Source organism: Streptomyces sp. B3I8 (assembly GCF_030816915.1).
GTDB lineage: Bacteria > Actinomycetota > Actinomycetes > Streptomycetales > Streptomycetaceae > Streptomyces.
The window spans coordinates 6,145,993-6,168,701 of the sequence record NZ_JAUSYN010000002.1; the positions used below are offsets into that span (position 1 = coordinate 6,145,993).

The window sequence follows — 22,709 nt, forward strand, 5'->3', positions numbered from 1 at the left end:
ATAGCCGGGAAGCTTGAGGAACCTCGTCTTCCTGCTGATTACTCAGGGTGAACAGTGCGGACCGCGACTCGGGGGTATCGCCGAGGCGGGCGGAGGCCACCGCCAGTCGGCGTGCGAGCTGGGGGTCGGTGCGGCGGAGCGACTCCGCGGTGCCGGCCACCTGAGCGGAGGCCGCGCGGTCGCGCTGACCGACGACGATCTGTCGCTGTTGGAAGGCGACACCGGCAGCGATCAGGGCGAGGGTCAGTGCCGTGGCGAGGAAGACGTTGATGCGTTTGGTGCGGCGCAACTGTGAGCGGTGATGCTGCCGGCTGGTTTCCAGCAGCACGGTGATCTCCTCCGGGAGCGGGCGCTGATCCGCCCATTCCTCTCCCTCAGCGAGGAGGGATCCGCTCAGCAGGTCTCCGGGAAGGCGGCTCTGTGCGTGGCTGGCCTGCTGGTCGGTGGCGCGCTGCAGCCAGACGTGGAACTGCCGGTCTTCGGCGACCCAGTCACGCAGGTCGGCCCAGCCGCGAATCAGCGCGTCGTGGATGAGTTCCGCCGCCGGCTCCCCAGGGGGCTCGCCGACGGGTGTGGTGGCGCCACCGGTGGTGATGATCCGGTAGCGGGTGAGCGCCGCGATGGCGTCGTCGAAGGCGCCGTCGGTGTCGGGGCCGGGACCTCTCGGGTCGGCGGCCAGGGCGCGCAAGCGTGTGAAGGGAACTCGCCTGCGGGTGGCAGGGATGCCGCCGGCCTCGTCGGCGGGCCGCACCAGTGCGGTGAGGATCCGGCGGGCGGTGGGCTGTTGGTCCACGGGCAGTTGGCCGAGGGCGTGGTTGCACAAGTGCGAGAGGCTGCCCGTGACCTTGCCCATCTGCTCGTAGGCCTCGTGGGTGAGGCGGCCGTCGTTGTCCCGGCGCAACCACAGCTGGCGCAGAGTCAGTTGCAGAGGTGGGAGCAGCGTGACCGGTGCCTGCCGTGCCACCGGGTCGATGTCCAGGATGTCGTCGACGATCCGGTCCGCGAGGTCGGGCGCGAGAGGCAGACCGACGGCGGCGGCAGGCCGCGTGATGATCTCTTGCAGGTCGCGGCGGTTCAGCGTCTCGGGAACGTTGCACAGTCCGGGCAGGGCGACGGCCATCAGGTCGGGGGCGAGGGTGCTGAGGGGACCGTAGAAGTCATTGCGCATGACCAGGAGCACGGTCACGGCGGTATGGGACCTGCTCAGCTCCACGAGCTGGTCGATGGCTCGCAGACGCCGGTCCTCGGAGTGTGTCTGCGAAGGCTCGGCCGGCTGGGTGAGGAATTCCTCGAACTGGTCGATGACCAGGAGCAGATGGTCGTGGTCCGGCTCACCGTCGAGGCGGGCCCGCGCCGCGCTCGTAAGGCCATCGGCCACCGTGCCGGGCAGTCCGGAGTCCTCCAGCTCGGCGAGGAGGTCCTGGCCGGGGCGGGCACGCAGCGCCAGCCAGCGGTCACTGCCTGGAATATCCCCCTTGGCCAGGGCAGGCAGCACGCCCGCGTTGACCAGTGAGGACTTTCCCGCCCCTGAAGGGCCGAGCAGCATCAGCAGCAGCCGGTTTCCCCTCAGTGTCGCAAGTACGCGCTCCACTGCGGCCTCGCGGCCGTGGAACCAGTCGGCCTGCTTGTCGGTGAACGGCTCCAGTCCCAGATACGGACATGCCGTGTCCTCGGCCAACTCGGGCCGGACGTCCCGCAGTACCTCGGCCGGGGTGGCGAAGGCGGTGCCGAGCCCTTTCAGATACCGGTCAGGGGAGGCGATGGAGGTGACCATGCCGATCGTCAGCCCGGTCAACTCGTCCACGACCGGTCCGCCGCTGAATCCGGTGGTGAGGTCGTTGGCCTTCGTCAACTGGAGCAGCCGACCCGCGGCACCGCCCCCGGGCAGCAGGCCGCCGGCCTCTCCGTACCCGAAGCGGCCGCCCGGCGGCGCCTGGGAGGGAAATCCGTACGAGAAGACCCGATGTCCGTGAGAGCCCGCGCTCGCGCCCACGGGCACGCCCTGGGCCCCGGACGGCACTGACTGGAGGCGGAGGACGGCGACATCCTCGGCCTCCGGCGCCCGCCATTGCTCGGCGACCACCGCCGCCATGACCCGCGGTGTGTCCGGCAGGAGGGGAAAGAGCACCTCCACCTGCCCCCCGGGGTGCTGCCCCGCGGCATCGACGACATGCGCGCAGGTGAAGCCAGTCCTGTCCTCGGTCAGGAAGCCCGCCCCGGCGATGCCTCCGTCCGGCGCGAGAACCTGGAAAACGCCGTTGTGGACGGCTGGTTCGCCTGAGCCGGCAAGGCTGTTCACGTCCCCCCGGGAGGTCATCAGGCGGCCGCTTCGGCCCTGTGCCGACGCGCCCCCCGCTTCTTCACGGTGCGTCCTGCCCGGAGTCACCGCGCTCCCACACCATGCGGACCTTGAGGTGGAGGGCCGCCTCCCCGGCCGTGATGACCGCACCGGCCTTCGCCGACAGGTTCACCCCGAACTCCACCTCCACCTCCCGGGGCCCCGCCTGCCTCAGCTGGTCCAGCACTGCCCGTGCCGTCTCGCGTACGGGGACCAGCGACTCGTGCAGGGTCCGGGGCAGTTCGCGCACCGCGTGGCTGACCCGACCCGCTTTGACCGGCCCGTCGAACTCCGGTGCGCCTTCCACTTCTTCCAGCAGAATCGCCCCGCCGCCTTCCAGCGGCATCCGCGCAAGAGCGGGCACTGTCCTACCTCCTTGGGACCTCCACAACGGATTTGATCCATTTAACCGGGAAACGTCTCCCGTCGGCCGCTGGTCTCTCTGCTTCCTCACAGACCGCCACATACGGATCAGGCGATTCCGTGAGCTGGTTCGTGGGTCAGAAGGACGACCGCGGCCTGAAAGTAACGAGCGCATCGGCAAGCATCGCCGACCCGGACCCTGAACCAGCCGTCCCGCGCGTGGACGCCGACGACCCGCTCGCCCCGTACCGCAAGCGGCGCCCGCCGATAGACATCTACCGCCGTCACCGTCCGGTGCACGGCGGCGCCGACCACCTCCGGACCGACGAGCCACGAGTCCTGGAGGGGTGGGACAACTTCACCTACCAGGAGGTCGGCACCGCACCGAACCTCGCCGCCGCCCAGAACTGGGTTGCTGAGCCGGCACTCGATGACGACTCCGCCGCGTGATGCGGCAGGTCAGCCCTTCCGGGCGGGGCGCTGGCCGGGCATGTCATGCCGTCGCCCCAGGTAGCTGATCATCCCAAGCGAGAAGCCGGTCTCCTCGGCGAGCTCGCGGCAGGTGCGTCCGGCGGCCCGTTGATCGCGGAGCCAGTCGAGATCGATCTGGCGCCAGCGGGTCGCCTTGCCCTCGCGGCTCATGCCGTACTCGCGGGCCAGGACCTTGATGGCCTCCTCGTTCACGTCGACGTGCTTCGCGATCCACTTCAGCGTGCGGTATTCGTCGAGGTAGAAGCGTGCGAATTTGTCCCTGGGGAGCGCGGCGCGAGCCCGTCGAACAGTGGCTCCTCTCTCCCACTTCGCGCTCTTCGCCCCTGCGGGAGGGGCCGGCTGCTCCTGCAGGACGAAGCGGACGGCGTCATGGCTGACGCCGAGGCGGCGGCCGGCCTGTGCTGTTGTCAGGCCTTCGTCCCTGATGAGCCGGTGCAGCATGCCAGGGTCGATGTCCCGCAGGTCGCAGCCGGGTAACTTGAGATCGCAGACGATGTCTGTCGGAGGCTGCCAGGAGAGGGGTTCGTCGCGGATTCCCTGCTGTTGAGGAACTCGGTTGCGTGTGCTTCGAGTTGGCTCATCAGCGCCGGGGGTGAGATCTGTTTCGAAGGTCCGCAGCATGGTCCGCAGTTCCGTGGTGCTGGGCGTGTAGGCGGGCGGGGCGAGGGTTGCGGGGAGTCCGCTGAGCCGTTCGAACAGCAGCGCTCGGGCGAACTGGTGGCGCCGTATTCCGCCCGCTTCGAAGTCGATGTCGCGGCAGAGCTGGGTCCAGGTGTCCAGCGGCAGCAGGTCGCGGTAGTCAACCGTGCGGCGGCGGGTGTAGTCGATCGGTGATCCTTCCTGGTCAAGGTGGTCCGCCAGCGCGAGCAGGCCGAGGCTGATGCCGTGGAAGTGGCCCCGCTTCGTGAGCCGGAACGTCATGTGGGACCCCAGCCGGTCCTCCACCGGTGCGCGAAGGAGGCGGGCCGTCGTGGTGAAGTCCCCTGTGCCTCCGACCAGCAGCAGGTAGCACGACAGGGCCGGACGGATGGTGCGTGAGAGGGTTCCGTCGAGGGGGCTGAGCCAGGCGGACCAGGCCGGCCAGAGCCACAACTCGCGTCCGAGGCCGTGCAGGAGACGGGCGACGACGACGCGGCGGACGGCTCCAGCCGCGACTCGTAGATCACGTGATCCGACTGCGTACTCGACCAGTACGAATCCGAGTAGTGCTTCTGCCCCATGTACCAGCGGAACGTCCGCCACGGCTCGGCCGCGTACAGCATCTCCAACGGCGCCGACTCCCAGGCGAGGCCCTCGCGCACCTCGTCCTCGGCGAGCCGTACACACACCTCTACGTCCACCATCCGCCCCCCGTGCCCGTGTAACTGACCTTGATCGCAGGACAGTTACACGGGCACTGGAGTACGAACGACCACATACATTTTCGATCACTCGAAAGGATGATCATTCCAGCCCATGGATCTCATCTCCGCGTCATAGATGCTATTCAAAGGTCATCGCTCGCGAGAACATGACGCGGATTCTGAGTACCTATACACAAGCCATAGAGAACTGCCGGCCGTTGCTTCTCCCATGGACCAGCGGCGTCGGGACCCGTGCGGTCGGTTCTGTACACCGGAGAGCAGTGACGGCTTCTTTACGACATGCGCGAACTCCCGGCTCCGCCCGCCGGGTCGTGCCCCTCTGGCTCGGTGCCCCGCAGGTGCCGGAGCAGCGTCTCGAGGGCGGTCCAGCCTGCGGCCGACTCGCCGTCTCCCAGGGGGTAGTAGTAGCCGGGCCTGGCCGTGGTGCCGAGCCGTACCGGGGTGGTGGGCAGTGGTGGGTGGGCGGCGATGTCGGTGCCCGTCTCGGCGATTTCGGTGGGGCCCAGGGCGAAGCCGAAAGGGATGGGCGGCCGTTGGAAGTGCGGTGGCACGGTGAGGTCCGCGTGGGCTTCGCGCAGCTGGGCGAGGAGGGTGCGCAGGTTGTGCCGGGCGGTGAGTTCGGCGGTCAGGTTGGCGAGGGCGGGTACCGGTGGCTTCTCGCCGTCGCGGAAGCCGATGGCGAGGGTGATGTCCTCCTCGACTCCGTCGGGTGTGCGTGACACGTGCAGGGTGGCGAGGGCGGGTCGGTCGGCCGAGCCGACGGTGACGGTCCAGGTCGGGCGGGGTGCGCGTTCGTAGGCCAGGTCGGTGAGGTGGCGTCGTGACCAGGGCAGGTTGGCCGGTTCGGCGGTGCCCCAGCCGGTGGGGAGTTCACCGGTGAGGGCTTGCCAGGCGGTCTCAAGGGCGCCGCCCAGAACCAGGTCGGCGTCGGGCCGGTGGACCGTGCGGAAGCGGAGGAGGAGTTGGCGCTCCGTGGTGCGGGTGACGTCCGTGAAGGCGGAGGCGGCCGGCGACTGGCCGTCGGTGTCCTTCGCCGCGTGGAAGGCGCCGTCGCGCCAGCGCAGGACGGCGCCGGTGAGGCCGTCGTAGTAGCCGCAGTCGGGGTCCTGGACGACCCAGCGGGTGGGCGGTCCGGTGAGCGCGGTGCTGGTGGGCAGGGAGAGGCGGCAGTGGCGCGGGGTGACGATCTGCAGGGCGCGTTCGCTGGTGAGGGTGGCGCGCAGGGCGTCGGAGAGCCAGCCGGTCATGGCGATGACGGGGCGGTCCTGGAGGACCACGGCGACCTTGTCGGTGAGGACGTCGACGGCGGGCTGTGCGGCGGCGGGGGCGGGGACGGCGGTGATGCCGGAGGTGTCGACGGGGTGGGCCGGGTCGTCGGCGCCGGGTGCGTCCGGTGGCCAGACGGTGCCGCCGAGCAGGGTCGCGAGGCGGGCGGCGAAGACCCCTGCGAGACGTTCCGCCCCGGGCACCGCGGTGGACGCGCGGGCCTCCGTCCACCACGTCGGCCCGGCGCCGGTTTGGGTGACGCCGAGCAGCCGTCGCGCCTCCGCCGGCACGTGGAGCAGCAGCGGGGCCTCGATCGAGACCAGGGGGCGGTCTTGCGCGTCGCAGAGCTGGATGACGGCTCCTTCGGCGGCGGACCGGAGGTGGAGGTCGGGACCGCCGGCGAGCAGACCGGCCAGGACGCTCCAGGCGTCCGGCATGCGGTCGGTCAGCGCGATCACGTCTTTGGTCATGTGGTGTCCCGTGGCCCCTGGTCCGTGTGCTGGTCCTGGTCGGTGGTCGGTTCTCCGGCACGTGTGTGCGGGCCCGGCGGCTTCGTGCGAGCCCGACGGTCCGGCGGCGGCGCACGATCGTGCCGGGGGCGCGCGACTGGGCGGGCACGTACAGACTCGTACCGAGCTTAGCCAGCGTCACCGACAGGCCCACGAGGCGGGGCAGGGCGCGAGCACCGATTCGGAACCGTCCTTGCCTGGGCCACCGGCACCTCGGAGGGTGTCCTCTCGGGCCTGGAATCCGGCTGGCGCCGGCCCCGCTCCGGCGTAGGGTGACTCGGTGGGCAACACGTTCAACGGTGGTGGCGACCGCTTGTACTTGAGCAACGGCGGTACCGCGGTGTTCGTGGACGTCCTGATACTGGCGGTCAGCGCCCTCGTGGAGGAGCCGTGGGACTACCGCTTCGCAGCCCTTCTCGCGTGGCAGGATCAGAACGTCATGGGCCGGGGAGCGGTCGGCTTCGATCTGGGAGACATCGACTGGGGCGCTTCGCCCGAAGAACGGGCACGGAACAAGGACTTCGTCCTTCGCGTTACCGACCTGGCCCTGAACCGGCACCGGTGGGACGAGCTGGGCTACGACCCGCCCTACGCCGCGGACTATCTGCGCCGCTTCCGTGCCCTGGTGGACGCGCACACCCCGGAAGCCGGCGGGGGGCGGTGGCCGGGGGTTTTCCCCGGCCATGAGGAGGCAGCGAGGGCCTCGTGCGCACGTCACCGCGTCCTCAGTGCGCTGCCGCACTGGGAGGGATGCGTGTTCTGCACGGCAGGGTAGCGGCGACACCACCGCGCAGGCGCTGGGTGCACCCGGCGAACTCGACTGGTTCCGCGCCTGCGTGGGCAGCTCCCACGTTTGCGCGAGAAAGGGGGAGCCGACACCGGCCCGCCGCCGGTCGACCGGCGGAAGACGGGCGGTAAACACCGCCTGACTCCCGAAGCGGGAGATTTTCCGCCGTGAGCGTCGTCAGGGTTTCTAGGTCTCAAATTCGCCGATCCAGGCACGCTCAAGGAGGGCCCTGGGGAGGTATTCAGAGTCGATGTCGATCGGGAACCCAGCGTCGTAGGCAAGACAGGCGATGGCGAGCGGACCGAGGGCGATGGCACCATTCAGGTCACGAGCCCGCTCTTCGGATGCGATCCAGTAGGCCTTGTGCAGTTCAAGAGCTTCCGCAAGTCCCGTGTTGAATCCTGCGTGGTCTTTGCGCAAGAAATAGGAGAAAAGATTGATGGGTTGGTAGAGGACGTTCTGAAGAAGGTCCCGTGGTGCAACGGTGGCAATCTGTGGATAGGATGCATCTATGGTTGACTGCAATTTTTCGAGGAGCCCCGGGCGTTCGAGCCAATATGATTGAAGGGTATCTATCCAACGATATACGTACTCGTCTCCGTGCGCACCAGATGCACGGAGCAACTCGATTGGAACGTTGCACATGGTGTTCATGCGCTTCTGGTCCCGGCAGACGATGACAAGCCAAAGGTTGGTCAGCCAGTTCCCTGCATTGGTGTAGAACTGCGGACCGGTTGCCGGGATGGACCGCATCGCATCCATGATTCTGCATTCGACGATGCCCTGAGTGGTCTGTGCTGCTACGAAAGCTGCTGTTCCCACCTGCATCGCGGAAACAGTAGCTTCCCAGGTCTCCAGCTTCGACGCATCGGCGTCGAGCACGGAGCGGGCCTGAACCAGCGTCAATGCCTCGTCCATTGCCAGCCCGAAACCGGCCGGTGACTGGCCAAGGCCGCTGAGGCTGTCCTCCAGGTCCTCGGCCAAGTCCTGCACGGCTGTTGCGTCCACTGCCTCTGGCCTGATGTGTCGCGTCACTCGCATTGTCACCCAGTGCTCCCGTCACTTGATGTCGAACGTCCACTTCACATACCCAGCGTACTCGCCTGCGGCGGTTGACTTGGCCTTGATCAAAACGTATTCGACGTTCCCTTGTTTCAGTGATTTCCGTATCTCGCGATAGAGGCGCATCTCGTTGGCGTTGCCGGCTATCCCTCGCTCTCGCATTTTTCTCAATATGTCATTGAAATATTCATGTGACCCTTGACGTGCATCGAACCCGGTCGGTAGCTCTCTTTTGCCGAGGTCCAGTTTATGACTGCCCTTGGCTTCTATGACGAGGAAACTCTGTGAGCCATCCTCGTGCGTCCGGCTCCAGACTTGATCGAACTGATCGTTCCCGTTCTTCGGTCCTGTAAGCTCTTCCTGTTGGTATCCCTTGTAGTGCTCCGGGACAACGTGGTGTCGGGCGACGGCCTCGCCAAAATCTTCACTGTCTGCACTCATCTTCTCGTGGAATGGCGCGTGCTCGGCCTTCACCTCCTGGTAAGCCCGCAGGTTCTCAGGGGTGGGATCAGCTACGTACGTATCTTTCGCCGTCTTTACCGGGTCGTGCCAGGAGTTGTCTGTCTGGACTGATGCGTGCCTTCGATGAGCGGCATCCCTGATGGCGTCGAATCCGTTGTCGGAAGGTACAGTGTCCGAACCTTCTTCGACCCTCGAATTGGGAACATATTTCTCGGGGAATGGGGAAGGCTTGTCGGCGGCTGCAATCCAGTTTCCAGGATGGTTGGGATCCTTTTTGAGGTGTGGTGGAGGATATCCACTCTCATCCGTGATGAAGACACGATGTCTGCGGCCGTTATCTCGGTAATACTTCTCGAAATATCCCGGGTCATGGTTCGCACGGTAAACCTGCACATCTTTGATTTGGTGCGGTTCAAGATCCTCGTACCAGCCCTTCCCCTCCGGATGTGGACTGTCGCGGCGTTGTCCAGGGAATTGGTCGACTGATCCAGCCGCATCTGCTGGTACGTATCCAGAATGCCGGGTGTTGTAGCCGTCGCTGTTTCCGGCGGGGTCGTGATCACCGCCGTGGGCCGCGGTGTCGTGGCCACCGATTTCGTGGCCCCCGCCGTTCGGGCCGCCGTGAGTGGTGGGTGCCGTTGCTGTCCCCGTACCGCCGTGGCCCGTGTGCCCGGGTTGGTGGGAGGCGGCGGGAGTGCCGTGTCCGGCGTCGCCTCCTGAGTGGGCGGCGCCATGGGACGGCGCGGAGGGGGAGCCCGGCCCGCGTGCGTGGGCGGCGGCTTCGGCCGCGTTGCCGCCGCCGACGTGTGCCGGTACTGGCTGGTCCGCGTGGACCGGCGTGTGTGATGGCGAGGAGAGGTGCGGCGACGAGTTTCCGTCCCGGGCCAGGCGTTCCGTGGCCGAGGACTCGACGGGGATCGGGTTCTGGTGCGGCTTGCCCTCCGGGGTGAGCATGGTGCCGTCTTGGTGGAGGATGGAGCCGTCCGGGTAGCGCACGGAGTTGTCCGTGACGCCGGCGGGGGTGTGCGTGGGTGAGTCGGCGTGGTGGAGGAAGTCGTCGGCGGCGCCTGAGTGGAGGTCTCTGAGGCCCGCCATCATGTCGCCGGCCTTGAGCTTGGCTAAGCCCGCGCCTTTGGCGATGTAGGTCATGGGGTCGGCGAGGCGGCCGCCCTTGCCGAGGGCGTTGGCGATTCTGGCGGTGCGGCTTGCCGCGGTGGCCGCCTTGCCCGCCTCTCCCATTTCGCCGGCCTTGGCGCCCAGGGAGCCGGCCTTGCCGAGTTTGAGGAAGGAGCCGGCGCCGAGGGTGAGGACGTTGAAGGCGACGGTGCCGCCCGCGCGGGCGGGGTTGGTTCCCCATTCGTCGTAGGCGATGAGGGACTTGCCGAAGTCGCGCAGGGCTTTCTTCTGGCGGTCGGTGTCGCTGTGGTCGGCCGGGCCGAACATCTTGTCCATGGCCCAGTCGTAGGGCGTCATGAGGTAGGCGCTGACGCCGCCGAAGACGTCTCCGATGCCTTTCCAGGTCTTGGTGAAGGTGTCCCAGTCGAAGACGTTGACCATGTGGCCGAGGCCTTTGAGGGTGCCCCAGACGCCGTCGACGAAGAAGCCCTTGAGGGCGCCGCCCACGTTGTCCTTCGTCCAGTGCCAGGCGGCGGCCAGGCCGGTGTACTCGCGTTCGTCGACCGTGCCCCAGGGGGTGTCGTCGGCCTTGGCCGCGTCGTCGGCGTCGAAGCCGTACATGCCCTTCTTGTGCGTGCCGTCGTCGGCGATCCATCGCGTACCCCCGACCTGGCCGTCGATCTTCGTCGCGGTCGAGCGTTCGAGTTCCTGGAACTGCCCCCAGATGCGGCCGATCTCGTGGACCAGGTGCGCGTTCTTGTCGATGCTGTCCTGGTCCTGGCGCCAGTCGTCGTCGCCCTCGACGGATTTCCTAAAGGCCGCAGCCTCGTTCCGCAGCTGATCCATCTGCTGGACGAGGGGCCGGGCATCCTTGGCGAAGGTCGACAGGGCGCCGCTGACGGTCTCCAGTTTCGTGGCGAAGGCATCGGCCTTGTCCCGGACGGGGAGGGTGGTGGCGAAGAGCTGGTCGGCCTCCGGTGCGGTGTAGCAGGAGGTCAGGCCCTGGAAGTCCTTGTGGACGTCCGCGCCGGTGCCGCGGATGTCGGACGCGGCCTTCTTCAGGCTGCCGGCGTCCTTCTCCAACTGGTCGAGGTCACCGCTGAATTCGGGTATCTCGCTGAGATCACCGATCACTTGCCCTTGCCCCCGTCCCCAGCCCCGTCCGTCTTGAGGGGAGGGAGTTTCGGGTCGGGGAGGGCGTCGTGCTGGGCGTCGGCCGCCATCTCCAGGTCACCGTGGACGTACTCCTCGGTGGCCTTCGCCGCCCCGCCGATCGACGCGGCCGCGCGGGCGGGGAGGTAGCGCAGGTCGTCGAACGTCTTCTGCGCGAACTCCTGCAGCGCGGCGGCGACCGGCCCCGGCGTACCGCTCCTGGGCCGCACGCCCGGCGCCATCGTCCCCGCCGCCTTGGCGGCGCTCTCCAAGCCGGTGCTGTACGCGGTGAACCCGCCCTCGAACTTCCCCGCCGTCTCCTCGGTCTTGCCCAGGACATGGCGGACGGTACCGACATGGATATCCCACTTGGACACGGATGACCCCCCGCTACGTGTTCCGTCGTTCCGTCGACTGCGCACTTCGCTTCCGAACTGCTCGAACATGTCTACCAAACGCCCACCGGCGAGCACCAAGTGGTCATCCGGCCGATGACGACCCTGTTACAGGACCGCGCGACTCGTTGCCCCTGCGAAGTGATGCTGAGGGGAAGGTCTTCGGGTGTATGCCGTGTTCGCCGTCGCCGTGCTCAACCGCCGAGGTGTCGCTCAGCTCCAGCCCGTGAGGTCGCCCACGAAGTCGTCGTACGAGCAGTTGCTGCCGCGAGGCGCGGGGATCAGCCGACGGGTGAGCGCCTCGTGGGCCACGGCCGGGCCGTCGCTCTCCCGGAACAGCTGCAGGCCGAGCCCGCGCTTGAGTCCCTCCTTGACGTCCCTGATGCGCCCGGTGTCCTTGCCCAGGAGCTCTGCGGGCACCTTCCAGATGATCGACGCACCGTCGTCGTCGCGGTCGCGCACCACGAACTCCTTCGGTCGCAGTCGGTCGACGAGCGCGGGGGAGTGGGTGGCCACGATCAACTGCGTCCGCTCGGCGGCTTCGCGCAGCCGCTGCACGACGAGTTCCAGGGCTTGCGGGTGCAGCCCGTGGTCGATCTCCTCGATACAGGTGAACACCAGCGGGTTCGGGTCGTACAACAGGGCGAGCAGGCCCAGCAGGCGGACTGTGCCTTACGAGGCGTCGGTGAGCGGGGGCAGCCGGGGCAGGCCACCTCGTCGAACCCGCCGCGCGAGTCCAGCGCCGGCTGGAGGTCGGTACGGATGATGTCGGCGAGGAGGCCGAACACCTTCAACACGTTCGACTTTCCCGCGCCGTTCGGGCCCACCAGCAGGGTGAGGGGACCGAGCGGCACGGTCGCGTCCCGCAGGCTGCGGAAGTTCTCGACATGGAGTTCCAGTAGACGGCCGGGCCTGGGGCAACCTATCGGGTCGACGCACAGTACGGCGGAAACGCCGGCGCGGACGGCGGCGGGGTGAAACGCGTGCTCCTCCGCGAGCGCTGCTCGCGGGCGCTTCGGTGGGCGGGCATCGCGCCTTCTCCGTCGTGTCGTACGGCCGTGGGCGGACGGTGATCGACCGTTCGTGGACGATCGTGGCTCAGCGTATCCGCCACGGCTGACATCGGCTCATCGATCCGCCACAGTCGCCTCCACGGGGCGCCGACCTGCCGTGAGTGACGCCCGGACGGTCCTGCCCGGGCCGACACGGCGCCCGGTGACTCCCCTTTCGTCGGCCGACGCCGTCACGAGGAGGAGTGTCGTGCGCATGGGGGCAGCGGCGCGGCCGCGTCGGGCGTGCCACCAGGAGCGACGCTCGTACGGCCGTGCGCTGTACACGACGCCGGGCCACGGCGGAGGAGTGGCGTGCGCGCGGTGCCGCACGACGGCGTCAGTCCCGGAGGCACCGCTCCCGGATCTCCCCGAGGATCGCCTTCTCACGGGAGTTGACGTCACCGTTCACGGTGGCCACCCGCTCCGCCGCGTCGACGACTCGTCAGAGACACTCGGTACACCTTCCGCCCGTGCGGGCCAGTGCAAGACTTCGGACCAGCGGTGAAGGGTCGCAACACCCCGATGGAGGGCGTCAGTCGGCTTCGAGAGGTTGCCCGGCCGCGTCGTACACCTTCCCGGTCACGGCGTTCACGCGGTACATCTCAACCGCTGCCTGTTCCTGCGAATCATCGCTCTTTCCGTCACCGGACCACGTCACGTTCACGAGCCAGTTCGGCTGCCAGTGACCGTCTTGCTCGACAGCTTTTACAGTGACTGCGGGGGTGTGGAATTCTGCGCCAGCGTTTCCGTTGGCCTGGAGGAGTGCCGCCACCGCCTTGGTTGCTGCCACTTCGGCCTTCTCGGCATCAACCTTGGCTTCGGGAAGCTTCACCCGGGTCGGACCAAGAGTGACGTCAATCTGAGACACACGGCCGGCCCTGTCCACCTGGAGGTCCAGCATCCTGGGCATCAGAACGTCGTTGTGAGTCCATCTCCAGTCCGTCACCCAGCCGAGTTCGGCCTTGGTGACCACCGGGGATGTTTCACTCACGTTCGCACCCATCGCCCACGGATACTGTCGTTGGGCGTACGACTTCGCGATTCGAGAGGCTGCCGCATCGCTGGCGTGAGCTTTCGCGCCCTCCACCGGGTACCCCGTTACAGTGGTGCGGTCGCTGTTCTCCAACTGTACGTTCAGGTGCTTCTTGTCCGGCCAGGAAAGGCTGCCGGTACCGAAGTCTTCCGAGTGCCCCTCTTCACGGCTGTGCAGATTGAAAATGATGTTGGTGCATGGTGAGTCCCCACATGGCTGCTCGCACAGTCGGCCGATACTGTAATGGTCACCGAACGCCTCCTTGACCGCGGCCTCAACGGCCCGCTTCCGGCCGGAACTTGCGTCGGCGAGGCTGCTGCCGTCCACGTTCGTGAAGGCGAGCATCGGACGCGCCACTCCCGAGCCCAGGAGGAGCAGTGCCGCGAAAGTGATCAGGGCGCCCTTGGTGCCCGCCTGCCAGGCGAGCGAGTGGCGGATTGTGAGCACGACCGCGGCAACGCTGAGCCCGATCAACCCGCCGATGATGTTCATTTCGGCGTCCGAACTGTCACATACGCGCCCCAGGCCGTCGACGGTGGCCTGGGCGAACTCGATCGCCAGGGGCAGTGCGACGACACCTCCTAAGGGTTGTCCCGTAAACGATTTCGGTCTCAGGGCCGTCGGGGGTAGTCAGGGTGATCGCCGTAAGGTGACGCGAGGTCGAGCAGGTCATCGCATGGCCAGGTCTCACCGTCGTACTGGCAGTCATCGCGGTTGTCCCACGGTAGTTCGGGGTCGCCCGTGGCAGGACTGAGTGCATGGCGGGCGAGCACGCGTCGCTTGGCTTCAACCTCCCGCAGGACGCGAGCCGGGTCGTGAAGCGCGACGTGCAGGGCGATCGTGGGATGGAAGCCGGAGAGTTCTACTTGGCAGAAGTCGACGCTGTGCCCGTGAGCGGTCCACTCCCCGCAGCCGTCACCGTCGCAGCGTCGGGCCAGATCGGCCTCCTCGTCCAGCCGCGCGTGGAGGAACGTCACAAGGTCTTGGCTCATGGGGTCATCCTGGACGACGCGCCAGGCCCGGTCGCCTGATTTCCGTACCGTGGGCAGGACCCGGCTGGCCGGTGCACAACTGGGATGATCTTGCTGTGGCTGGTGTGATCACGGCGTCGGAGCCGTCATGGATATCCCCGTTCACCGGTCTGAGCCGGCAGTTCGGGAAGCTGGTGACGGTGCTGCGGCGCAAGGGAGCAGACGCGGTTCGCTGAGGCCGGCCGTGGAGCCTTCCGCTGGAGGACCGGGCACTGCTGGTCGCGGCCTACTGGCGCACGAACCTGACCATGCGGCAGCTCGCCCCGCTGTTCGGGGTGTCCAGGTCGGCGGCTGACCGGATCATCGACAACCTCGGGCCGATGCTCGCACTCCAGCCCCGCAAACGGTTCGCCAAGGACACCGTGCTCATCGTGGACGGCACCCTGGTCCCCACCCGCGACCACAGCATCGCCGAGCGGTCGAAGAACTACCGGTATTCCACCAGCCACCAAGTCATCATCGACGCCGACACTCGCCTGGTCGTCGTGGTCGGCCGGCCACTCGCCGGGAACCGCAACGACTGCAAGGCGTGGGAGGAATCCGGCGCCAAGAACTCCTAACAGAATGATCTTCGAGGTGGTTGGATCACTCCGGGACTGACGATCCGGAGGTAAGGGTGGCGCGGCCGAAGCCGTGGGAAGTTGGCAATGCACTGTGGGCGGTGGTTGAGCCGCTGTTGCCTGAGGGCTGTCCCGTGATCCCCGGCGGGCGCGCGACGACAGCTACGGCACCTCGCCGCGTTGTCGGGACGTCCGCATACATCCAGTATGCGGACGCCCCTCCGCCTTGCGATGCACCGCATCTGACGCCGCGCGCTGATCCACCGGGGATCACGGGACAGCCCTTAGGGTCGAGCGTCGGGCCCGGCATCCGGGACGGAAGCGGCATCCGGACCGGCTGGTGTTCCAGGGCATTCTGTTCGTGCTGCACACCGGGATCGCCTGGGAACACCTGCCGCAGGAACTAGGCTTCGGTTCCGGCATGACCTGCTGGCGTCGCCTGGCTGAATGGACAGAGGCGGGGGTTTGGCCCCGGCTGCACGAGGTTCTCCTCGCCGAGCTCCGCAGCGCGGACGCCCTGGACTTCTCCCGGGCGGCGGTCGACGGCTCCCACATCCGGGCATCAAAGGGGGCCCCAAAACCGGACGAAGCCCTGTCAACCGGGGCAGGACGGGTAGCGGACACCACCTGATCACCGACGCCACCGGCATCCCGCTCGCCGCCACGTTGACCGGCGGCAACCGCAACGACGTCACCCAGCTGATCCCGCTCCTCCAAACCGTGCCGCCCGTGCGGGGCAAGCGAGGCCGGCCCCGGCGCCGTCCTGACGTGGTGCTGGGCGACCGCGGCTACGATCACGACAAGTACCGCCGCATGGTCTGGGATCTCGGCGTGAAACCGCTGATCGCCCGCCGGGGCACCGAGCACGGCTCCGGCCTGGGCACCCAGCGCTGGGTGGTGGAGCGCGCGTTCGCCCACCTGCACTGGTTCCGCCGCCTACGGATCCGCTGGGAGATACGCGACGACATCCACGAAGCCTTCCTCACCCTGGGATGCGCACTCATCTGCTGGAGGCGTCTTACCTCGCCGCGACAGCAGCCGGTCCCTGTACCGGATTGCCCTTGAAGCAGCGAAGCCGGTCAGTGCACGCGTTCCCCGCACTCCGCCGGAAACAGGATGGCGCCGGACGGCAGTTCACCCGGAGGCCGTCCCATCACCCGCAGGCATGCCTCACGGGACCCCTCCGCAGGCGGGTATTCGAGGGCAACCCCATCCAGCACGGTGAACTCACCAGCAAGGTGCAGTTCCGCCGCCTGCACGCCGTCTGGGAAACAGCCTGCCAAGGTCCCGAGGACTGCCGTGTCATTGCCGTCGGCGACGCACTCTCCGATCTCGAAGCGCCAGTGCTCGGCCGCATCGGCAAGCAGCGCCTTGCCCCTCTTGCCCGACCCAGCAAGAAAAACGGTGTGGGATCGCAGGTGGTGGGCGATGGCGCAGCAGATCGGGACCGCTGTGCCGTAGGGTGTCGTCACCCGCGTGTACCCGGCGTGGGGATAGGAGGACAGGGCCTCATCGAGCAGCCCCACCGCGGTGTCCCTCACTGCCGGGTGACTCTGCTGAGCGATGTACAGAAGCAGGGGCGCCGCAACCGCAGCCGCTGGGAACACCGCGGCACTGTGACCGTGGACGATTCCGCCGCCGCCGAGTAGCGAGCGGGCCTCAGCTGCCTGTATCAGGTTCGCTGCATCCGCCAGGGCACGCAGACCACGGGCTACACGAGCCGGTTCGTACCAGCCGGGATGGCCCGGTATAGCGCCCCAGTTCACGCCGTCGATCGCATCCAACACGACAGCATCCTCGCACCTGGCCGCAACACACTTCCCAGGGCTCAACGAAACGTCTTGAGAATCATTCCGTTAGGAGTTCTAAGGGCTTGCCGGGAATCAACACGTTGATTTGATCTTGACGCTGCTGGGGTCAAGGAACCGGGCGATGTCATCTGGTGTGCGGAAGCGGGCTGTTGAGGCGGGGACTCGAACGCCTTGGGCGGCCAGGAGCGGGCGGACGTCTTTCGCAGCACGGCTGACCGTCATGGCGGTGGTGTTGAAAAGCTGACCCAGGAGGTCCATGGTCGCGATCTTCCGCAGGTGGAGCACGGTGACCAGGACCTTATCGGCTTTGGTGAGCTTGGCCTTGGCGCCCGCGCCGGGGGCCACCAGGCGCTCGTGGCCTCGACGTGTGCGGAGCACTTGCTCGCGTTGAATCTCCATCGCTGGCGTCAATGCGTCGATGAGTTCGCTGAGGTTCTGACGGGTCATCCCGGTCAGTTCCGGGTCCTGGAGCGCACGCCGGGAGAGGCACGTCGGTCTGTCTGGCAGGGCATTGCCTGGAGTGCTGCCGGTGGTCGCGGCGTCCACCGGACGCTGGGGGTGGAGGGTGTAGTTCCAGTCGCCGTGGAAGCGATGGCGAGTAATGGGCAGGGCGGCGATCTCGTCGTCGCTGATGCGGATGCCGGTGGGGTACTCGCCGTGGTCGAGTTCGGCATGGACGGTGAGGCCGGTGCGGCTGGTGGTCGCGGCGATCGTCTGGAGCATGACTTCGTGGCTGGTCAGGGGTCTGCCGCGCCAGTTCATGGTGATGTGGGAGAACAGCCGGTGCTCGATCTTGTTCCACTTTGAGGTGCCTGGCGGTAGGTGGCACACCGTGACCTCAAGGCCGCTCTCGGCAGCGAGGTCGGCGAGCTGGGTCTTCCAGCCGCGGGTGCGGTAGCCATTGGAGCCTCCTCCGTCGGCGGTGATGAGCAGTCGGCGGGCACGGGGGTAGTCGTGCCGGCCGCGGGCCTGCCACCAGTTCCGGATCGAGGCGACGGCGAACGCCGCGGTGTCGTGATCGTTTCCGATGCTGACCCAGCCTGCGTTCGCGGCCATGTCGTAGATTCCGTACGGGATCGCCTTCTCGGCCTGGCCGGGGAAGTCGTGCGTCTTGACCTTCACGGGCAGTGCTGCGGGCCGCCATTCCTGCCCGGCGTTCTTGTAGTCGCCGATCAGCTCCTTCTTCTTGCTGTCCACGCTGATCACCGGATCATCGGCGTCCCGGTGCTCTCGTGCCTGCTGGTTGAGGTAGCGGAACTGGGCGTCCCTGTCGGGGTGCTGAGCGCCCTCGATGGTCTTGGCGTTGGCCTGCAGACTGAAGCCTTCCTCCCGCAGCAGGCCTGCGACGGTGTCGGCGGAGACCCGGTGCCCCTGGCGGGTGAGCTCCGCTGCCAGTTTCCGCGTCGACTTCGTCGTCCACCGCAGCGGTGACATCGGGTCACCGCGCTCGTCGGGCTCGACCAGCGCAAGCAGAGCCGGTCGCAGCCCCGGATCAAGGTCCACGGCCTTCTTCCGACCCCCGCCAAGCCGGCGGACCCGCCCCAGCGGGGCCTGACCAGAGTCCAGTTCGGCCGCTCCGCGGGAGACCGTGCCTTCTCGAACCCCGGCTGCCGCAGCGACGAGCCGGATCCCGCCATGCCCCAGCGACAGTGCCTCCGCCCCTATGGCCAGCCGACGCTGGCGCTCATCCAGATGCGGCAGCAACGCCTGGAACTTCGCAGCCAGGACGGCCTCGATCCCCTCCGGTCTCCCCATACCAGAACAACGAGTTCCGCAGCAGGAAGCCACGACTTGTTTCCCGGCAAGCCCTAAGACAGCCGTCGGCAACACCCTCACGATCGCCGACGGCGGCTACCCCGGCACCGGACTCGTCATCCCACACCGCAGAGAGCGCGGCCAGAGCGAACTCCCGGCCTGGAAAGAGCAACACAACAAGTCCCACAAGCACGTCCGAGCCCGCGTCGAGCACGTCTTCGCCCGGATGAAGACCTGGAAGATCCTCCGCGACTGCCGCCTCAAGGGCGACGGCGTCCACCACGCGATGCTCGGCATCGCCCGCCTGCACAACCTCACCCTCGCCGGGTGACGACGAACAGGCGGGCCAACGCACACGCCCTAGATCATTTACGGGACAACGTTCAGGGAATGACCTCATGAGCTACCCGAACTTCTCCGGTATGCCGTCTCCTTCTTCTTCCTCGGCTCTCTCGGTCCTGTGCGGTGGCCCCACCGCCGTCACGGACAGTTTCCCGCAGGGAACGGCTCGAAGTCGTCGATCGACCTGAGCATGGTCAGCCTGTCCTGCCCGGACGGCGCCGACGAGATCTTCGAAACGGACCCCGGCTTCCAGGCACGCCCGACACGCACCTGTTGCCGGGCAAGTCGCAGAGCTGGAAGGAGGCCTGCGCGTTCCCCAGGACGGCCAGGAGCGCCCAGGTCGAGATCACGCCGGCCGACACCTCCGGCTCCGGCTGGTGCCGCACGGCCATCTTCACCGGCCAGGTGCCGTAGTTCGAGCCCGGGAGACGGTCCTCCGCCTGCCCCGCCTCGCGTGCGGCGGAGAACTCCCTCCCCCGCTCCGACGTGTCCGCTCGACGGGCCGGTGCCTCGCAAGCGGGGCGCACGCCCGAGGCCGGTGACGCGTCGGAGGTCAGAGGCTGCCGGGCGGCTGGTCCCGTCGCTATGGTTTCGGGGCCGCACCGGGGCCGGGCCGGTAGCCGCATCCGAGGAACACGAACTCCTCGGGGGCGACGCGAACCTCGGTACGGCTCCAGTTGTAGATGCCGTCCTGTTCACCCTCGTAGGTGAAGGTCGTGCCCGCCTCGATGGTGAAGAACTGGTCCTCCCCCGTCTCGCCGAAGAAGTCCCATTTCGGCACCCACTCGGGGGAGAGTTCCCATCCGGGTGCCTTGCCGTCTGCGAACCAGCGCTGCTGGAGCTGGACACGTACGTCGTACGAGGTGGTGTTGCGGACCTTCACCGAGTAGGTGGCCGAGGTCGGGTCGTCGGCGGCGTCCGTTCGGTCGATCGTGGCCGTCGCCTCCAGTGTGGAGGGGGCTGGGCAGTCTTCGTCCTGCTTCGTCGGCACCGGCTTGCTGTAGACGTCGTCGGTCACCGCGGCGATTCGGTCCGGGCAGTAGAAGGTGACCGCCTCCACGAGGAAGGCGGCCTGGTCGATCGGGTCGGTGAGCGGCAGCCCCACGAGGTCGGGGACGTCGTTCATGTCGGTTCCACCGGCGAGGGCCTTGCAGACGGCTCTCGCGTCCCTGATGACGGCCTTGCGGAAGTCCGAGAGCTCGTAACCGCCGCCGTCGGACGAGATGGCTGCGTACTCCGTGGCGTCGGGCCAGGTGGAGAACTGGCCGACGTCGCCGAAGAACGCCACGTCGCGTGCGGCGGCGGAGCTGAACTCCGGGACGGAAACGTAAGGGGGCCCGGAGGTCGGATCGGCCGTGCTCTTCTCTGCCCGGGGCTCGGCCGGGACGCCGTCGTCCGTGCTGTCCGACGAGTCCGCGGGGGCCGTGCCGGAACGTGCCGAACCCTGCTCGCCGCCGCCGGTCACCAGGACGGCGACGAGGGTGACGAGCGCGAGGACCGTCGCGGTGAGGATCGCTGCGAGGTGCCGCCGCCCGAGTGCCTTCGGGCCGGCCGAGGAGTTCTTCTCCAGCCGGACCTCCCCGCCTGTGGTGGAGGGCGGCTGCTCGGCCGGCCCCGATCTCTTGTCGGGCATGTGCTGTGTCTCCCTGGTGAGGTTCTTCGAGGCCTGGCCACTCCGGCCGAGCCGGTGGGTCGGGAGTCAGCTCGTCCCGGTCCCGTCGGCCAGTTCCGCCAGCGCGTCTGCCAGCGCGTCGAGACCCGGGCCGTACGGACCGCCCGGTTCCGTCATGTAGACGTCGCGGCGGATCTCGATCATCAGGGCGGTGACCCGGGGGTCCCGCCCGTAGTGGCGCAGGGGGACGTACGTGCCCCGGAACGGGCTGTCGATGCCGGTGCCGCCGAAGCGGGCGAAGGCCTTCTGCGCGTGGGAGAGGAGCGCGTCGGGGGTGTGGAAGGCGTCCCGGCCGAGGCAGATCGGCGGGCGGGGGCCGTCGCCGTGGAGTTCGTAGGGCAGCCGCACGGTCGGGTACGAGTGCACGTCCACGATCACCGCCCGCCCCACGGCGGCGAGCCGCTCGGCGACCGCGTCGGTCATGGCGGCGGCGTAGGGGTGGAAGTACGTGTCCAGCAAGTGCTGACCGTCGTACGCCGACGGGCGGAGCTCCTCGCCGTGCGTGGTCCGCGTGTACACCGCGCCCATGCCGACGGAGAGCATCTCCTCCCGCTCGTCCGGGAACCGCTCGGGGTCGACCACCAGGCGCGAGAGACCGTTCACGAACCGCCAGGGAGCCGCGGCGCAGCGGGCGACGGCGGCGGCCGCGATCTGAGCGGTGTGCGCGTCGGTGATGTGGTCCAGCTCCGCCTCGAGCGCGGCGTCGTCGAGCGTGATTCCGGGCCGTACGTGGTCGGGGATCGTCCGCGAGGAGTGGGGGACGTGGAGGATGACGGGGGAGTCGGGCGCGCCCGGGAGGTGGCGGAAGGGCTGCGGCGCCGGTGCGGTCCGCCCGGGCACGGGGGAGCGCGAGTCGTTGTCGTTCATACGGGATGACCCTCGTGTGTGTCGTCGTGGTTCCTGCGTCGAGGGGCAAGCGCGCCCCCCGCCTCACCCGACCCGGTGCCGTGGCGCGCACCGCACCCGATCAGGTGCGGTGATCATAGGACATGTCCGCCGCGCGCCCCGTTGCGTCCCGCCCGGGCCCCCGAGGGCGAGACTGGGCGGAAGGGAAACCGGGGGGACAGACAGACACACATCGCGGAGGAGCGAGTCGCCCGTGGTCTACCTCTTCGGTCTGATCGCCGCCTGTCTGCTCGGCCTCGGCTTCGTGCTCCAGCAGCACGCCGCCGAGCGGGCGCCCGTCTCCGACATGCTCTCCTTCCGGCTGCTGTGGGACCTGGCGAAGGTGCCGCTCTGGCTGGGCGGCATCGGATGCATGGTGGTCGGACAGATCCTCAGCGCGATCGCGCTGAGCAAGGGCGACCTGTCCAAGGTGGAGCCGCTGCTGGCCACCAACCTGCTCTTCGCGATGGCGCTGGCCCGCCGGATGAGCGGTGAGCGGCTGGGCGGTTCCGGCTGGAGCGGTGTGCTGCTGCTGAGCGGCGGGGTGGCCGCGTTCATCCTGGCCGGCCGTCCCTCCGGCACCGACACGGAGGTCGGCGCGCTGCGCCACTGGCTGGTGTTCGGCCTGGTCGTCGGCGTGGCGCTGGTGGCGATCGCGGTGGCCCGGCATCTGCCGTTCTTCGAGGAACCCCCGCTGCTGGCCGCGGCGGCGGGCGCGCTGTACGGACTGCAGGACGCGCTGACCCGGACCTCCAGCCAGCTCCTCGCCGACGGCGGCATCCCGGCGCTGCTGACCAGTTGGCAGCCGTACACCATCGTCGCGCTCGCGGTGACCGGGCTGATGCTGGTGCAGAGCGCGTTCGAGGCGGGGCCGTTGCGGATGTCGCTGCCCTCGCTGACCGCGGCCGAGCCGATCGCCGGCATCGCCTGCGGGATCGGCTTCCTCGGCGACCGCCTGCGCACCGACCCGCTGGCCCTGGCGGCGGCGTCGGCCGGTCTCGTCGCGGTCGTCACCGGCGTCTTCATCCTGGCCCGGCACCCCGCGATGCCGGGATCGGCCGCGCGTGAGGGCGAGGGTGAGCGCGAGGAGGAGCGAGGGGTGTGAGGGGCGCCCGGCAGGGCCGGTAGCAACGCAACCGCCCGGTGGCTCCGCTGCCCGGGGGACATCAGTGGCTCCGCTGCCCGGCGGACACCGGTGGCTCCACTGCCCGGCGAATAAAGGACCGTACCAATTTTCTCCATTGGCATGGACCTGACTTGGC

Annotated in this window: 17 protein-coding genes and 5 pseudogenes; 8 read left to right on the forward strand and 14 right to left on the reverse strand. The window is 68.2% G+C overall.

Features of this window, described 5'->3' with window-relative positions:
- The first annotated feature begins 13 nt into the window (after positions 1–13).
- Positions 14–295, forward strand: coding sequence for a hypothetical protein (locus QFZ64_RS29445; RefSeq protein ID WP_307070508.1), 282 nt, complete (start codon positions 14–16; stop codon positions 293–295).
- Positions 296–478: 183 nt separating this feature from the next.
- On the opposite strand, the pseudogene QFZ64_RS35450 reads toward QFZ64_RS29445, so the two are convergent.
- A pseudogene (locus QFZ64_RS35450) lies at positions 479–2,317 on the reverse strand (trypsin-like peptidase domain-containing protein); the annotation flags it as partial.
- Between the two features lie 43 nt (positions 2,318–2,360).
- A complete protein-coding gene (locus QFZ64_RS29455) occupies positions 2,361–2,702 on the reverse strand; it encodes a CU044_2847 family protein (RefSeq protein WP_307070510.1) in 342 nt (113 codons plus the stop codon).
- Between the two features lie 218 nt (positions 2,703–2,920).
- Between QFZ64_RS29455 and QFZ64_RS29460 the strand changes: the two genes are divergently transcribed.
- Complete coding sequence (locus tag QFZ64_RS29460; protein WP_307070511.1) at positions 2,921–3,151, forward strand: DUF6087 family protein; 231 nt, start codon at positions 2,921–2,923, stop codon at positions 3,149–3,151.
- 9 nt (positions 3,152–3,160) lie between these two features.
- On the opposite strand, the gene QFZ64_RS29465 is transcribed toward QFZ64_RS29460, so the two are convergent.
- Positions 3,161–4,285 (reverse strand): hypothetical protein, encoded by a 1,125-nt coding sequence (locus tag QFZ64_RS29465; protein WP_307070512.1) that lies wholly within the window; start codon positions 4,283–4,285, stop codon positions 3,161–3,163.
- Positions 4,286–4,829: 544 nt separating this feature from the next.
- A complete protein-coding gene (locus QFZ64_RS29470) occupies positions 4,830–6,293 on the reverse strand; it encodes a DUF6177 family protein (protein ID WP_307070513.1) in 1,464 nt (487 codons plus the stop codon).
- Positions 6,294–6,612: 319 nt separating this feature from the next.
- On the opposite strand from QFZ64_RS29470, the gene QFZ64_RS29475 reads away from it, so the two are divergent.
- The gene (locus QFZ64_RS29475) at positions 6,613–7,107 is read left to right on the forward strand and encodes a hypothetical protein (protein WP_307070514.1); all 495 of its coding nucleotides are present in this window, start codon (positions 6,613–6,615) and stop codon (positions 7,105–7,107) included.
- Between the two features lie 198 nt (positions 7,108–7,305).
- Here QFZ64_RS29475 and QFZ64_RS29480 read toward each other — a convergent pair whose 3' ends face one another.
- The 6 genes and pseudogenes from QFZ64_RS29480 to QFZ64_RS29510 form a co-directional block, all read right to left on the reverse strand.
- Entirely contained in the window at positions 7,306–8,112 is an 807-nt protein-coding gene (locus QFZ64_RS29480) for an immunity 49 family protein (protein WP_307070515.1), read from the reverse strand.
- 66 nt (positions 8,113–8,178) lie between these two features.
- Positions 8,179–10,893, reverse strand: coding sequence for a hypothetical protein (locus tag QFZ64_RS29485; RefSeq protein ID WP_307070516.1), 2,715 nt, complete (start codon positions 10,891–10,893; stop codon positions 8,179–8,181).
- Complete coding sequence (locus QFZ64_RS29490; protein ID WP_307070517.1) at positions 10,890–11,288, reverse strand: DUF6507 family protein; 399 nt, start codon at positions 11,286–11,288, stop codon at positions 10,890–10,892. Before QFZ64_RS29490 ends, QFZ64_RS29485 begins: the two co-directional genes overlap by 4 nt.
- A gap of 231 nt (positions 11,289–11,519) precedes the next feature.
- Positions 11,520–12,232: pseudogene (locus tag QFZ64_RS35455) on the reverse strand (AAA family ATPase).
- A 658-nt stretch (positions 12,233–12,890) separates the two neighbouring features.
- On the reverse strand, positions 12,891–13,883 hold the full coding sequence (locus QFZ64_RS29505; RefSeq protein ID WP_307070519.1) for a VanZ family protein: 993 nt from the start codon (positions 13,881–13,883) through the stop codon (positions 12,891–12,893).
- A 119-nt stretch (positions 13,884–14,002) separates the two neighbouring features.
- Positions 14,003–14,383 (reverse strand): DUF6221 family protein, encoded by a 381-nt coding sequence (locus QFZ64_RS29510; protein WP_307070520.1) that lies wholly within the window; start codon positions 14,381–14,383, stop codon positions 14,003–14,005.
- A gap of 95 nt (positions 14,384–14,478) precedes the next feature.
- Between QFZ64_RS29510 and QFZ64_RS29515 the strand changes: the two are divergent.
- Together QFZ64_RS29515 and QFZ64_RS29520 are read left to right on the forward strand one after the other, a co-directional pair.
- A pseudogene (locus QFZ64_RS29515) lies at positions 14,479–14,973 on the forward strand (transposase family protein); the annotation flags it as partial.
- Positions 14,974–15,277: 304 nt separating this feature from the next.
- A pseudogene (locus QFZ64_RS29520) lies at positions 15,278–16,047 on the forward strand (IS5 family transposase); the annotation flags it as partial.
- Between the two features lie 14 nt (positions 16,048–16,061).
- Here the strand turns inward: QFZ64_RS29520 and QFZ64_RS29525 are convergent.
- Together QFZ64_RS29525 and QFZ64_RS29530 are read right to left on the reverse strand one after the other, a co-directional pair.
- The gene (locus QFZ64_RS29525) at positions 16,062–16,769 is read right to left on the reverse strand and encodes a hypothetical protein (RefSeq protein WP_307070521.1); all 708 of its coding nucleotides are present in this window, start codon (positions 16,767–16,769) and stop codon (positions 16,062–16,064) included.
- A 96-nt stretch (positions 16,770–16,865) separates the two neighbouring features.
- Positions 16,866–18,548: an ISAzo13 family transposase gene (locus QFZ64_RS29530; RefSeq protein ID WP_307070522.1), complete on the reverse strand. Its 1,683-nt coding sequence runs from the start codon at positions 18,546–18,548 to the stop codon at positions 16,866–16,868.
- A gap of 55 nt (positions 18,549–18,603) precedes the next feature.
- Here QFZ64_RS29530 and QFZ64_RS29535 point away from each other — a divergent pair.
- Positions 18,604–18,879, forward strand: a pseudogene (locus QFZ64_RS29535) (transposase); the annotation flags it as partial.
- A 284-nt stretch (positions 18,880–19,163) separates the two neighbouring features.
- The gene (locus QFZ64_RS29540; protein ID WP_307070523.1) at positions 19,164–19,304 is read left to right on the forward strand and encodes a hypothetical protein; all 141 of its coding nucleotides are present in this window, start codon (positions 19,164–19,166) and stop codon (positions 19,302–19,304) included.
- A 169-nt stretch (positions 19,305–19,473) separates the two neighbouring features.
- On the opposite strand, the gene QFZ64_RS29545 is transcribed toward QFZ64_RS29540, so the two are convergent.
- Both QFZ64_RS29545 and QFZ64_RS29550 read right to left on the reverse strand, forming a co-directional pair.
- Entirely contained in the window at positions 19,474–20,523 is a 1,050-nt protein-coding gene (locus QFZ64_RS29545) for a DUF732 domain-containing protein (protein ID WP_307070524.1), read from the reverse strand.
- Between the two features lie 66 nt (positions 20,524–20,589).
- Positions 20,590–21,429: an N-formylglutamate amidohydrolase gene (locus QFZ64_RS29550; protein ID WP_307070525.1), complete on the reverse strand. Its 840-nt coding sequence runs from the start codon at positions 21,427–21,429 to the stop codon at positions 20,590–20,592.
- Between the two features lie 232 nt (positions 21,430–21,661).
- Here QFZ64_RS29550 and QFZ64_RS29555 point away from each other — a divergent pair, with 232 nt between their 5' ends.
- Positions 21,662–22,552, forward strand: a complete 891-nt coding sequence (locus QFZ64_RS29555) for a DMT family transporter (protein ID WP_307070526.1) — start codon at positions 21,662–21,664, stop codon at positions 22,550–22,552.
- The last annotated feature ends 157 nt before the right edge of the window (positions 22,553–22,709 follow it).

Coding starts and splice junctions, on each gene's coding strand:
- QFZ64_RS29510 (WP_307070520.1), bottom strand. CDS start 14,383: ATGAGCCAAGACCTTGTGACGTTCCTCCACGCGCGGCTGGACGAGGAG.
- QFZ64_RS29530 (WP_307070522.1), bottom strand. CDS start 18,548: ATGGGGAGACCGGAGGGGATCGAGGCCGTCCTGGCTGCGAAGTTCCAG.
- QFZ64_RS29470 (WP_307070513.1), bottom strand. CDS start 6,293: ATGACCAAAGACGTGATCGCGCTGACCGACCGCATGCCGGACGCCTGG.
- QFZ64_RS29550 (WP_307070525.1), bottom strand. CDS start 21,429: ATGAACGACAACGACTCGCGCTCCCCCGTGCCCGGGCGGACCGCACCG.
- QFZ64_RS29545 (WP_307070524.1), bottom strand. CDS start 20,523: ATGCCCGACAAGAGATCGGGGCCGGCCGAGCAGCCGCCCTCCACCACA.
- QFZ64_RS29505 (WP_307070519.1), bottom strand. CDS start 13,883: ATGAACATCATCGGCGGGTTGATCGGGCTCAGCGTTGCCGCGGTCGTG.